General features: G+C 58.3%; 13 protein-coding genes. 2 read left to right on the top strand and 11 right to left on the bottom strand.

The window, feature by feature from the left end:
* Positions 1-103: 103 nt before the first annotated feature.
* From PMI07_RS14230 to PMI07_RS14250, 5 genes are read right to left on the bottom strand one after another with little or no spacing between them, the layout of a single operon-like run.
* On the bottom strand, positions 104-949 hold the full coding sequence (locus PMI07_RS14230) for a transporter substrate-binding domain-containing protein (RefSeq protein WP_007760554.1): 846 nt from the start codon (positions 947-949) through the stop codon (positions 104-106).
* A gap of 37 nt (positions 950-986) precedes the next feature.
* Positions 987-1,637, bottom strand: a complete 651-nt coding sequence (locus PMI07_RS14235; RefSeq protein ID WP_007760556.1) for an amino acid ABC transporter permease — start codon at positions 1,635-1,637, stop codon at positions 987-989.
* A gap of 9 nt (positions 1,638-1,646) precedes the next feature.
* On the bottom strand, positions 1,647-2,315 hold the full coding sequence (locus tag PMI07_RS14240; RefSeq protein WP_007760559.1) for an amino acid ABC transporter permease: 669 nt from the start codon (positions 2,313-2,315) through the stop codon (positions 1,647-1,649).
* A 10-nt stretch (positions 2,316-2,325) separates the two neighbouring features.
* On the bottom strand, positions 2,326-3,081 hold the full coding sequence (locus PMI07_RS14245) for an amino acid ABC transporter ATP-binding protein (RefSeq protein WP_007760562.1): 756 nt from the start codon (positions 3,079-3,081) through the stop codon (positions 2,326-2,328).
* A 27-nt stretch (positions 3,082-3,108) separates the two neighbouring features.
* A complete protein-coding gene (locus PMI07_RS14250) occupies positions 3,109-3,576 on the bottom strand; it encodes a RidA family protein (RefSeq protein WP_007760565.1) in 468 nt (155 codons plus the stop codon).
* A 464-nt stretch (positions 3,577-4,040) separates the two neighbouring features.
* On the opposite strand from PMI07_RS14250, the gene PMI07_RS14255 reads away from it, so the two are divergent.
* Both PMI07_RS14255 and PMI07_RS35325 read left to right on the top strand, forming a co-directional pair.
* A complete protein-coding gene (locus PMI07_RS14255) occupies positions 4,041-4,793 on the top strand; it encodes a FadR/GntR family transcriptional regulator (RefSeq protein WP_007760567.1) in 753 nt (250 codons plus the stop codon).
* Positions 4,794-4,943: 150 nt separating this feature from the next.
* Positions 4,944-5,120: a hypothetical protein gene (locus PMI07_RS35325; protein ID WP_007760569.1), complete on the top strand. Its 177-nt coding sequence runs from the start codon at positions 4,944-4,946 to the stop codon at positions 5,118-5,120.
* Positions 5,121-5,435: 315 nt separating this feature from the next.
* Here PMI07_RS35325 and PMI07_RS14260 read toward each other — a convergent pair whose 3' ends face one another.
* The 6 genes from PMI07_RS14260 to PMI07_RS14285 all read right to left on the bottom strand — a co-directional run bounded on the left by PMI07_RS14260 (position 5,436) and on the right by PMI07_RS14285 (position 12,748).
* Entirely contained in the window at positions 5,436-6,602 is a 1,167-nt protein-coding gene (locus tag PMI07_RS14260; protein WP_007760571.1) for a PLP-dependent cysteine synthase family protein, read from the bottom strand.
* A 10-nt stretch (positions 6,603-6,612) separates the two neighbouring features.
* Positions 6,613-6,990, bottom strand: coding sequence for a Rid family detoxifying hydrolase (locus PMI07_RS14265; RefSeq protein ID WP_007760574.1), 378 nt, complete (start codon positions 6,988-6,990; stop codon positions 6,613-6,615).
* A 111-nt stretch (positions 6,991-7,101) separates the two neighbouring features.
* On the bottom strand, positions 7,102-8,361 hold the full coding sequence (locus tag PMI07_RS14270; RefSeq protein WP_007760576.1) for an FAD-binding oxidoreductase: 1,260 nt from the start codon (positions 8,359-8,361) through the stop codon (positions 7,102-7,104).
* A 34-nt stretch (positions 8,362-8,395) separates the two neighbouring features.
* Positions 8,396-9,895: a tripartite tricarboxylate transporter permease gene (locus PMI07_RS14275; protein ID WP_007760577.1), complete on the bottom strand. Its 1,500-nt coding sequence runs from the start codon at positions 9,893-9,895 to the stop codon at positions 8,396-8,398.
* Between the two features lie 10 nt (positions 9,896-9,905).
* Positions 9,906-10,364 carry a tripartite tricarboxylate transporter TctB family protein gene (locus PMI07_RS14280; protein ID WP_007760579.1) on the bottom strand — a complete coding sequence of 153 codons (459 nt, stop codon included), beginning with the start codon at positions 10,362-10,364 and terminating at the stop codon, positions 9,906-9,908.
* Positions 10,349-12,748: a molybdopterin-dependent oxidoreductase gene (locus PMI07_RS14285; protein WP_007760582.1), complete on the bottom strand. Its 2,400-nt coding sequence runs from the start codon at positions 12,746-12,748 to the stop codon at positions 10,349-10,351. Before PMI07_RS14285 ends, PMI07_RS14280 begins: the two co-directional genes overlap by 16 nt.
* Positions 12,749-12,750 lie beyond the last annotated feature (2 nt).

Below are 12,750 nucleotides of genomic sequence, written 5' to 3' on the forward strand. Positions count from 1 at the left end.
GCCTGCCCCGCCCGCGCGAACAGGCGGGGGGCCAAAAGCTCTTCAGTGGTTGATACTTCTGTTGCGCTACGCGGCGGCCCGTGAGGTCGCGCAGGGCTTCTGCTTACTGCTTGCCGGTGAAATCAACACCCGGTAGCGTGGTAGGGAGTTTTGCGCGATCGACGCCGATCCATTTCTTGTAGAGCACGTCGAGTGATCCGTCAGCGGTGTGCCGGGTCACGAAATCTGTAAGGAAAGCGAGCATCTCGGCATCTCCCTTGCGGACCGCCATCCCCTGGAAATTGTCGGCAACCTTGTACTTGCGCTCAAAGTCATCATCATGGCCGGTCTGTTTGATCACCAGCCCATAGGTAACGCTGCCGAGGATGGCGTCGACCTGGCCGGAGAGAAGCGCCTGGACGGTCGTCGCGTCGTCGTCGAACCGCTTGATCTGCGTGCTCGGCGGAGCTGCTTTGACCAAGATCGGTTCGAACACGCTGCCACGGTTAACACCGATCACGAACTTGCCAAGATCTTCGTTGCCCTGGATCTTCGCATCCTTTTTCGCCCAGACTGTGATGTCATTCGATGAATAGGGGATGACGTACTGGAGCACCTTGGCGCGCTCTTCGGTAATCGTCATCGACGGCACGAGAAAATCTACATTGCCATTGACCAGCAACGGAATACGGTTCTGGCCGGTAATGCGCTCGAACTTCACCTGAACGCCCAGTTCCTTGGCGACAAGCTTGGCGATTTCGATGTCGAAGCCGTCATTCTGACCCTTCTGGTCGATGAAACCCCAAGGGAACTGGTCCATCTGCACGCCGACGGTGGTGGTACCCTTGGCCTTGATCTCTTCAGGCGTCACGGCCAGTGCCGCCGTCGCAAAGGAGGTCGCGGCCAGAAGCATGGCGGCGAACCCGCGCAGAACTTTCGAACGCGAAATGGTTAGTGCTGTATTGAACATGTGGTCACCTCTGGTTGGTTTGTCATGCGTTCTTGTTTTACCGAGCGGCGTTGAGACGCCGTTCGATGCGTGCACTGCAGTAGGTCAAGGGAAGGCAGATGAAGAAGTAGATCAGTGCGACCGCCCCGTAGACCTGCAGCGGCTGAAACGTGATGTTCGACATCAACTGACCGGAGCGGGTAAGCTCCGTCAGACCGAGCAGCGCGGCGAGCGCGGTGCCCTTGATGAGGTTGACGAGGAAGCTGATGGTCGCCGGAAGCCCGATACGGAAAGCTTGCGGCAGGACGACATCGACCATCCGGTGGGCATATCCGATCCCCAAAGCCCGCGCAGCTTCGCTTTGTCCGTCGGGAACCGCCTGAATACTTCCGCGCCAGATTTCGCCGAGGAACGCGCTGGTGTGAAGCGACAGGCCGATCGTCAGCGCCACCCAGACATCCACTTTGAAGCCCAAAAGCGGCAGGCCAAAATAGACGAAGAACAGCTGGACCAGCAGCGGTGTGCCCTGGAAGACCTGGATGTAGGTCGCCATCAAGATGCGTAACATCTTCCACTGGCTGGTGCGGCCGAGCGCCACGGCCAGCCCGAACGCGCCGCCGACGGTGAAAGCAAGAAGCGAAAGAACGATGGTCCAGCGCGCTCCTTCGAGCAGGAAGACAAATTCTCCCCAACCAAATTGACGGATCATCGCAATGCCTCACTTTGCAGGATAGGAGAAATAGACCCTGCCGATCACGCTCAGAACGACAGAGAGGAGCTGGGACAATCCGAGATAGATGACACCGAGTGTGAAATAGATCTCGAAGCTGCGGAACGTCTGCGAGTCCAGGGTCTGAGCAAAGTAGGTCAACTCTTCCGCAGATACGGACGAAACGAGGCTTGAATTCAGCATCAACAGGATGAACTGACTGCAGAGTGCAGGAAAAACGGCACGGATCGCGGGCCTGAAGACGATGAAGCGGTAGATATCGGCTGTGTGCATGCCGAGCGCCCTGCCCGCTTCAACCTGTCCCGACCGGATGGACTGCACGCCACCGCGGACGATCTCCGCCGCATAGGCCGCGCAGTTCAGCGTCATCGCAAGGATAGCCGCCTGCTCGCCGCTCAGCCGGACACCGAGCGCCGGCATGCCGAAGAAGACGAAGAAGACCTGAACGAGGATCGGCGTGTTGCGGATCAGCTCGATGTAACCGATCGCGATCGTACGCAGGACGGGCTGTTTGCTCATCCGCATCAGCATGAAGACGATACCGAGGCTCAGACCGAAGACCATAGAGAGCGACGACATCCTCAGCGTCCCTACGACACCTTCCAGAAGCGTTGGCCAAGCGGCAAGAACCGGGCTAAAATCAAATGTATATTTCACCGGCCGCTCCTCAATGGTTGAGAATCTGGCTGAGGAACGCCTTGGTGCGTTCATGGCCCGGATTGCTGAAGAACACATCGGGCTTGGCGCTTTCAATGATCTCGCCGCGATCCATGAAGATGACACGGTGCGCGACGGCGCGCGCAAACCCCATCTCATGGGTCACGCAGATCATCGTAATCCCGTCGTCAGCAAGCGAGATCATCGTATCGAGCACCTCTTTGACCATTTCCGGATCAAGGGCGGAGGTCGGCTCATCGAACAGCATGATCTTCGGATCCATGCAGAGCGCCCTGGCAATCGCCACGCGCTGCTGCTGACCGCCGGAAAGCTGAGCCGGATATTTCTGCGCCTGTTCCGCGATATGGACACGTTCGAGGTGGCGCATGGCCTTGTTCTTTGCTTCGGTTGCCGAAGCCTTCCGGACTCGGCGTTGCGCTAGCATGCAGTTTTCGAGAACGGTCAGATGCGGGAAGAGGTTGAACTGCTGGAAGACCATCCCGACATCACGACGAATATGGTCGGCGTTCGCACCTTTCTGGTTAAGCGTCGTGCCATTGACGGCAATGCTGCCTTGCTGGATTTCCTCCAAGTGATTGATACAGCGGATGAGGGTCGATTTGCCCGAACCGGAGGGGCCGCATAGAACGATGTGCTCGCCGCGGCCGACCTCCAGATTGATGCTCTTCAGCACCTGTAGGTGGCCGTACCACTTGTTGACGCCGATCATCGCGATGGCTTTTTCCGACATGCTGGTCCCCGTCATGGCCAGTTCCCCTTTTTGTTGTCAGGCTTACGGTGCAACTTCGAATATGGCATCGACCTCGACGGACGATCCGCGTGGCAGCGATCCCGCGCCAAGCGCAGTGCGAACGTGGCGGCCCCTTTCGCCAAAAATTTCGACGATCAGGTCGGAGGCCCCGTCAACAACGGCTGGATGGTCCTTGAAGTCGGGCGGCGCATTGACGAAACCGCGCAACTGGGCGCAGGCAATCACCCGGTCGAGATCACCGTCCAATGCGGCACCCACCCTGGCCACGATATTGAGAGCGCAAAAGCGCGCTGCCCTGTATCCGTCCTCGGGCGAGATCTCCTGGCCGACCATGCCGACATAATGCTCGACACCGTCAATTCTCGGAATCTGTCCGGCAACGAAGAGAAGGCTCCCGACGAGCCGATGGGAAATGTAGTTACCTGAAGCCGGGGCAATCGAAGGCAATACGATACCCCGCTCGGAGAGACGTGCGGAGACGACACCCATAGCAGTTTTCCATCTGACTTTTCGAACGCGCTCAATCGCGCGGACCACGTTCCCGAACCATTTCGCCATTCCGACTGTCTTGCCGTCGCTGACGCTGGTCCTTTTTTCTGTCACTCAGAGTTATTGAAATAGTACCTCTTGTCAACATCGAAGCAAGAGATGCTCTCTCTTACGAGAAACTTCCCAAAAAACTATATAAAACTATTTTGATTCAATTAGTTATAAGGTACTATCTTCATTAGTTTTAAGTCCTTGGCGGACACGCCGAGAAAATATTTTTGAAGAATTTCGGTCAGCGGGCGTCCGGCTAACTCGTATTCAACCACCATTTCACCGCAGTGTGCGCACTCTCACTACGGAAATTTGCGGCAAAGAGGTAGCACCACTGGGCCAGGTCGTGCTACCTTGTTTCCATTATCGACATAGGCGCCATATCTGAAGCAGGCGCCTGGGACGGGTGACTTTTGGATACACTGACAGGCCGAACAATCCAGGCACTGAAGACTCACATCAGCGAAAGCCAGCTTGCCAAGGGTAACAAGCTTGGTTCGCTGAACGAATTGTCCCAGCGATTCGGCGTGAGCAGGACAGTTATCCGCGAGGCGGTGTCGGCATTGCGGTCCGATGGCGTGGTCGAAGCGCGTCATGGTGTCGGCGTCTTTGTCCGCGAACCGCCGCGCCCGAGCACGGACGAGCCTAGCACCTTTGACGCCGACGTCGCCTTGGCTCCGCTGGCACGCCTCAAAACCTCTTTCATGGATCTTCTTGAACTAAGAATGGCCTTCGAGGTCCATGCCGCCGGACTAGCTGCGGTCCGACGCTCCTGGGCGCAGGAATCGAATATCTGGAACGCCGCTCGTCAGTTCGAGGCGTCACTGGAGGATGAAGCCGAACTCGATCATCTCGACTTCGTTTTCCATCGCTCCATTGCAGAGGCGACGAATAACGGGGCCTTCATCGAATTCTTCAGCCTCATGAGCCTGCAGATACTGCCGCAACCGGCATTTTCGAGACAGCTCAATCCGGCACTCATCACCCCCGACTACATTCAGAATACCGTGGTCGAACACCAGGCAATCTGCGAGGCCATCAGTTCCGGTAGCGCGGAACAGGCCCGCGAGGCGATGCGGGCTCACCTCAACCGAAGCCATCTGCGCTACCGTGGCTTTTCGGACGGAGGCAATTCGCCGCTCAGCAACGTCGCGCATGGGGATTGAAGATACCTGGGATCGGCTGGGATCGGCTGGGATCGGCGGTGCGAGATGCCGTCTGGAGACTCTGCAACTCAAAATGTGCTTCGATAGTATAGGCTGCCGCTCATCATCTTCTAAAATAGAGAAATACTGGACCTTAGATAGGAGCTCGTAATGGGTTGGAAAACGCCGAAGATCGAATACGTGAACGGGTACAAGATTGTTGAAGTCGATGGGCCTGCCTTCAAAGTCTACGAAGGCGATCGTCAGCTCGGGGATGATTTCGCCTATTCCGGCGAAGCGGCTGCTCACGCGAATTCTCTGCCAAGCCGGGATCCTCCACGCGGCTAAGCAGGAAAAGCGAGAAATCATCATGTTCCAGAATATGATACCCAGTACCGCGGTGTCCAGAAATCCGGCAACCCGCTCAACTCGATCTAACCTCGGGAGAGGTAAGCCGCCTAAACTCACGCCGAATACCCTGCGCCTGTCTAGTCTCGTCAATTTGACGCCGCATCCACGTCTCGCTTTTTCCCGCTCATGTTCGGCCGGATAGATTGCCCGCCCGTGCTCGTGGACTGAAGCGAACCTGCAATCCCGTCGGCTGTCTATCGATAGCGGCCGCAGAAACACCAATACGACTGACAGAAACGGGATAGCCAGGCTCTACGAGGAGATTCCGGCTGTTCGAAGTTTGCTCGACATAGCCGGATCGTATGTGCCATTGTCGATAAAGTTCTCGATCATGGTGCGATAAGGCTCGATATCGATTCCTTTTTCCTGCAACCAATCGGTATTGTAGTAAGTCTCTGCATACCGGTCTCCACTGTCACAGATCAACGAGACCAGTGAGCCTGTCTTGTCCTCTGCCATCATATTGGCCGCTATCCAGCACAGTCCGAAGAAGTTGGTGCCGCTTGATCCACCGACGCGCCGGAACAGCCGGTCTGACAGAACATGCATCGCGGCGATCGACGCGGCATCCGGTATCTTGATCATGTGATCGATGACGCCTGGAATGAATGATGGCTCGACTCTCGGCCGGCCGACACCTTCAATGCGAGATGGCGTGGTGCAGGTGACGTCGCGATCACCCGAGATATACGATGCGTAGAACGCAGAATGTTCGACATCGACAACGCAGAGCCGGGTATTGAAATTGCGGTAGCGAATGTAACGGCCGATGGTGGCCGAGGTGCCGCCCGTGCCAGCATTCATCACCACCCATTCAGGCTCGGGATGCTCTTCCGCTTTCATCTGTTCGAAAATGCTTTCGGCGATGTTGTTGTTCCCGCGCCAGTCGGTGGCTCGCTCAGCGTAGGTGAACTGGTCAAGGTAATGCCCACAGGTCTCCTTTGCGATCTGCGCCGCAATGTTGTAGACCGCAGCGGGACTGTCGACGAAGTGACACGTCCCACCGAAACGCTCGATCGCTTCTATCTTTTGCCGGCTTGTGGAATGTGGCATCACGGCTATGAAAGGCAAATCCAGCAGATGCGCGAAGTATGCTTCACTGACGGCGGTGGAACCCGATGAGGCTTCGACTAGCGTGGTGCCTTTTCTGATCTTGCCATTACAGATAGCATACAGAAAAAGCGACCGCGCCAACCTGTGCTTGAGGCTACCCGTCGGATGCGTGGATTCATCTTTGAGATAGATCGAAATCCCTTTCAGCCCCTTGAAGACCGGATTGACCAGATGGGTATCCGCCGATCGTCGGCCGTCGCCCTGGAGAATACCGATCGCATGACGTGACCATTCACGGTCGACGTTGGGCGGCAACGTTTCCAGTGGCGGGCAAGGAATGCAGGGATCGACATGGGCTTTTGACATCGAGGTATCCTCAAACGAGTTCGATGATGGCTTCGACCTCGACCTTGGCACCCTTGGGGAGCGCGGACACCTCGAAGGTGGCACGCGCCGGATACGGCTCGGAGAAGGTGGCGCCATAAGCCTCGTTGATGGCAGCAAAACCCGAAAGATCGGTAAGCAGGATGGTCGTCTTGACGGTCTTCGACAGGTCCGTGCCGGCAGCCTTGGCGATCGCGGCAATGTTTGCGAGGCACTGCCTCATCTGATCGACGGCATCTTCCGAGCTGAATTTGCCGGTGGCGGGATCGATCGGAAGCTGGCCTGAAACAAACAGCAGTCCTCCGGCAATACGGGCCTGCGAATAGGGGCCGATTGCGGCGGGCGCCTTGTCGGTGGAGATTGAGGTCATGGAACTGCCTTTCACAATTTGACGTGCCCTTATCCGTCTTGAGACGGATCCGGTGTATGCGCCATCTATATCAGGAATAGTCACGGTTGGTGACTGATGATGGGATGTCCTTCATGTCCGAAAACGTGACGCGGAAAGACTTGCTATCTCAGGCATAAATTGACGCCCGGCGATGAGGTCCGCAACGATTAATGCGGTCACAGGCCCCGTTGCCATGCCAATATGGCCATGTCCGAAGGCATGGATGATGTCGGTGCTCAGGCGGGCGGGACCGATGACCGGCAAACCATCCGCCACGGACGGGCGATGTCCCATCCAGCGATCGATCTCTTTCCCCCCGGTTCCGTCTGCGAGCGCCGTGTACGTCTTTCCCGCATGGCGCAGCAGAATATCGGCCCGCCGCCAGTCTGGTTTAGCGTCAACGCTGGCGAGCTCAACCTGCCCAGCAATGCGCAGACCCGCAACGGTTGGATTGTTACCCATCTTGCCGTCTCCCGGCATGACCGGCATCGTTCCCGTCAGAATGTCGGATGGTATCACTACATGGTAACCCCGCTCGCTCTGCAGAGGCACCCGATCACCGGCCGCCTGCGCCAGTGCTTTCGAATGAACGCCGGCAGCTATGACGGCACGGTCGCAAGAAATCAGGCCCGTCTCGGTGACGACACCCTCCAGGCGCCCATTTGCCACCTGGAAAGCGGCGGCTTTTGCCTTCAACCGCTCGGCGCCCAGTCTGACGGCCTGCTCGACGATTGCCGCTACGTAACCACCCGGATCGACGACGTGGCCACCGTGTTCAACCAAGGCAGCAAATGTATAACGGTCGGACAGTTCAGGTTCCAATGCATGCAGTTGAGCAGCGGACAGTTCGCGGAAGGCCACGCCGTTGTCGCGTCTCACGCGCCACGCAAACGCCTCCGCTTCGAATGCTGCCCTGTCGGGATATGCGTAGATCAGGCCGTTGCGCCTGATCAGTTCCGGCCGGCCTATTTTTTCTGCAAGCGCCGCATGGCGCGCCGGCGCATCGTGCAGCAGGCCAGACAGGATGCGGGCCGTGCACTCCACTTTTGTCGCAGTCGAGCCAGCCGTGACGAACCTTACGAGCCATGGGGCGAGCGAGGCCAGATGCGTCCAGCGGATCGCAAGCGGCCCTGTGGGATCGGCCAGGAATCCGGGGACCTTCTTCCATAGTCCCGGCATCGACATCGGGATTATGGAGGCCGGGCTCAACCAGCCGCTGTTGCCGTAGCTTGCGGCATGGCGACCGCCGGGCTGCTCCGGCTCGATGATCGAGACACGATGACCCTGGTCGACGAGTTCCAACGCAGTCGCGGCGCCGACGATACCGGCTCCAATGACGGCTACATGCATGGGAATATACCTTCGATGAGATGTCATCCGCGCGTCATTCCTGAAACGCTTCCTCGCGAACGCTGCTGATTTTCGGAAGCGCCACGATGACGAGGCTGATGACCGCGCATGCAAGGAGCACAGCCGAGATCGGGCGATCGACGAAGATCACCGGATTGCCGCGGGAAAGGAACATCGCTCGGCGGAAATTCTCTTCCATCATCGGCCCCAGCAGCAATCCCATGATCAAAGGTGCGGCGTCGCAATCAAGCTTTGCGAAGATGTAACCAGCCAAGCCGAAGATGGCGAGCAGCCAGAGATCGAAGACATTGTTGCCAAGCGAGATTGCACCGATCGAGCAGAACACCAGAATGGCCGGGTATAGATAACGGAAGGGCAAAGTCAGGAGGCGCGTCCAGATGCCGATCAACGGCAGGTTCAGCACCAGCAACATGAGGTTGCCAACCCACATGGAGACGATCACACCCCAGAAAACGTCGGGGTGATCGGATATCAGGGTCGGACCGGGCGCTATGCCCTGCATGATGAGAGCTCCGAACATCAGGGCCATCACCGCATTCGCCGGCAGCCCAAGTGTCAGGAGCGGGACGAAGGAGGTTTGCGCGCCAGCATTGTTGGCACTTTCCGGCGAGGCGACACCTTCGATCGCGCCGCCGCCAAACCCTTCCGGCGGAGAGCTCACCCGTTTTTCAATCGCGTAGGCAGCGAAGGCGGCAAGAAGCGCACCACCGCCCGGCAGGAGGCCGAGAAGCGAACCGATCCCTGTTCCACGTAGGATTGGCCCCACCATTCGCCTGAGGTCATCCTTCGATGGAATCATCGAAAACAATGGAGCGCTGATTGCGGTGCGGCTCTCGGGATTTTCGAGATCCTTGATGAGTTCGCCGATGCCGAACAGCCCCATCGCGACGACCACAAAATTCACACCGCTCGACAGATCCTCGAAACCCAATGTGAACCGGGGTACTGCCGTCTGGACATCCTGACCGATCAGACCGACCAGAATGCCGATGAAGACCATGGCAAGCGCCTTCGGCAACGAACCCCGCGCCAGGACGACCGAAGCGATCAGGCCGAGGATCATCAGGGAGAAATATTCGGCCGGACCGAAGAGCAAACCAAGCTCGGCCAGCGAAGGCGCAAACAGGGCAAGCAGAAGAGTAGCGACTGTCCCTGCAAAGAACGACCCGATGGCAGCTGTCGATAGCGCGACACCAGCCCTTCCGTTGCGCGCCATCTTGTAACCGTCGATCGCCGTAACGACCGATGACGCTTCGCCGGGGAGATTGAGAAGGATAGCCGTTGTCGAGCCGCCATATTGCGCGCCATAATAAATACCGGCCATCATGATGAGCGAGGTCACCGGCTCAAGCCCGATCGTGAACGGTAACAGGATCGCCATCGTCGCCGCCGGCCCGAGACCCGGCAGAACGCCGACGAGGGTGCCGAGCAGAACGCCGACGAAACACCACAGGAGATTGACCGGCAACGTGGCCTGATCGAGGCCGAGAAGCAAAAGGTTCACGGTTTCCATGGCTGCTCTCCTAAGATCCAAACCAGGGACCGACGATCGGAACCGACATTCCGAGGCCCTTGATGAAGACGACACTGCAAATCGCGCCAAGCGCCAGGCCGTACAGCACCATTTTTGCGAACTCGAAAGGTCTGGAGGCCAGAGCAGCAATGAAGCTGCAACACAGGACTGCAAGCAGAAGTCCACCTCCCCGGACGATGAGCCCGAAGACAATGATGGACGCAATGATCACAAACACTTTCTGGATATGAACGTGCGCAGGAGCGATCTTCGCTGTGCTTCTGCGACCCGAGACGAAGACGACGAGACCCATTGCGATAAGCCCGACTGCCACCAGCGCCGGAAACGCGCCAGGCCCGATCCGCCGAAAGCTCCCGAACGGAAGTTCGAAGCTACCGACGAGGAAACACGTTCCGACCAGGATGAAGAACAGCCCGGCGATGATGTCTGCATTCAAACGGGATGACACGGAAGCTCCTTGGCTGTCGTAGTTACGGGGCGTGGGTCGGCGACGAATTCGGGTGGAGCATACGCACGCGACACAGGCAGCGGTGCCGTAAACCGGACGATCTCGACCAGGCAGGAATTAGGGCTGGGGCCCTGAGACAGGCGGGAAGTGCCGCGATCGAGGGTCAGCACGTTGGGGTTTCCGTTGAGCTCGAGGGAGCCGGCCTCTGCAGGATCGGACGGGTCGAACCATGCCCCCGTCGCCATCTGGACCACACCCGGCAGCACGGCATCCGTAATGGTTGCGATCCCCAGGCATTCTCCCCGAAGGCTCGCCAGCTTGACCACATCGCCTTCGGCAATACCTCGCAACGACGCGTCGTGCGGATGGATGCGAACAGGCTGACGGCCGCCTTTCTTTGTTCGCCGCGATGGTATCGCATGATCCCACTGGCTGTGCAGCTTGTCATGCGGCTGGCAGGACAGGAGATGAAGCGGGAATTGCGCAGCCCTCTCAGCGCCAAGCCATTCGGCCGGAGGCACCCACGCCGGGTGGCCAGGACAATCGTCATAGCCAAAGCTCTCGATCGGGCCGGAGGCAATTTCGATCAGGCCGGAGGGCGTTTTCAAAGGGTGAGCGAGAGGGTCCGCCCTGAATTCGGACATGAACGGGACATCAGGTTCACGCCCCTCGATTTCGACCAGTCCAACCTCCCTAAAATGTCCGAAATCCGGGATCTCTATCCCGCTTTTCAATGCGTTTGCCCGGGTTTCATCATAAAGCCGACGCAACCATTCCGCCTCAGTCAACCCCTCGGTAAAGGCCAGCTCCGCGCCGAAACGTCTTGAGATTTCTCGCAGAATTTCATGATCCGTCCGGACGCCGGCGGGCGGCGGGAAAACTCCGGACGAATATCCGATGAAACTGTCGCGGCCGCTGGCGACGATATCGTCCCTTTCGAGATATGTGGCGGCTGGAAGAACGATATCGGCATGTTTTGCGTGAGCATTCCACCAGTGCTCGTGAACCACGATCGTATCCGGCCGTTGCCATGCTTCGACCAAGCGATTGAGGTCCTGATGATGGTGGAACGGATTGCCGCCCGCCCAGTAGACGAGCTTGATCTCCGGGTAGTGGAACGTCTTGCCGTTATAGTCATAGGCCCCACCGGGCGACAGCAACATGTCTGCGATACGGGCAACCGGAATGACGCCGGCAATCGCATTTCGCCCTTGTGGCAAGGAGGGCCATTTCACTGCAGGTTTCGGCTGGCCGATACCGGCCACGGATGCGTAACCGAAACCGAAACCGCCCCCCGGCAATCCGATCGTGCCGAGCAACGCCGAGAGCACGACCGTGGCCCAATAGGGCTGCTCGCCATGGTCTGCACGCTGCAGCGACCACGACATCATGATGAGCGTGCGCTTTGCCGCCATCTCGCGTGCGAGAGCGACGATAGCGTCCGCAGCAAGCCCGGTGATTTCCCACGCCCATGCGGCATCTTTCACGATACCATCCTTACGCCCGAAAAGATAATCCCGGTACCTTTCGAAACCTATCGTATAGCGCTCGATGAAGGTTCTGTCGTACAGTTCTTCAACGACCAATGTATGGGCCAAGGCCAGAAGCGCAGCCGTGTCTGTACCGGGACGCAACCCGAGCCACTCCGCGTCGAGCTCGCTCGCTGCATCGTCCCGTACGGGCGTGATGTTGACGAAACGCGCGCCAGCCTTGCGGCAGGCCAGCAACCCACTACGGGTTTCATGGCGCGACACGCCGCCGGCATTCACTTGGGCATTGCGCAAGGGCGTGCCGCCGAACATGACGATCAATTCGCTGTGTCCGACGATCTGGCTCCAGGGCGTGTGCCCGGAAATCATCCCCTCCGTCGAGCCAATCACATGCGGCAGGATTACTTCGCCTGCAGCATAGCTATAGGTCTGGACAGACCGGAACGAACCACCGATCGTGTTGAAAAAACGTTTGAGCTGGCTTTGGGCATGGTGAAACCGCCCGGCGCTGGACCAGCCATACGAGCCCGAAAAAATGGCCTCGTTGCCAAATTTGTCCCGAACCAGACGGATTTCGTTAGCCACCAGATCGAGCGCCTCTTTCCAGCTCACCTCGACAAACGGATCGCTTCCACGCCGTGAGGTGGCGGTGCCAGGACCGTTCTCAAGAAAGGATTTGCGAACAGCGGGCTTCAGAATGCGGCAGGGCGCGAGCCTGTCGGACAGAAGTTCGCTACCGAACAATGCCGGATCGGGATCGATCTCGGCCGGGCGAAGTACGTCCTGTTTTGCGTCATAGCCGTAAAACCCCCAGTGCGCCGCGACATGGGGCTGCCGCGTTGAAGGCTCCGGACATCCAGTGTCTTTTTCCAAGATGTGCGGAGCCTTCGCCATGA

This window comes from Rhizobium sp. CF080, from assembly GCF_000282095.2.
Taxonomy (GTDB): Bacteria; Pseudomonadota; Alphaproteobacteria; order Rhizobiales; family Rhizobiaceae; genus Neorhizobium.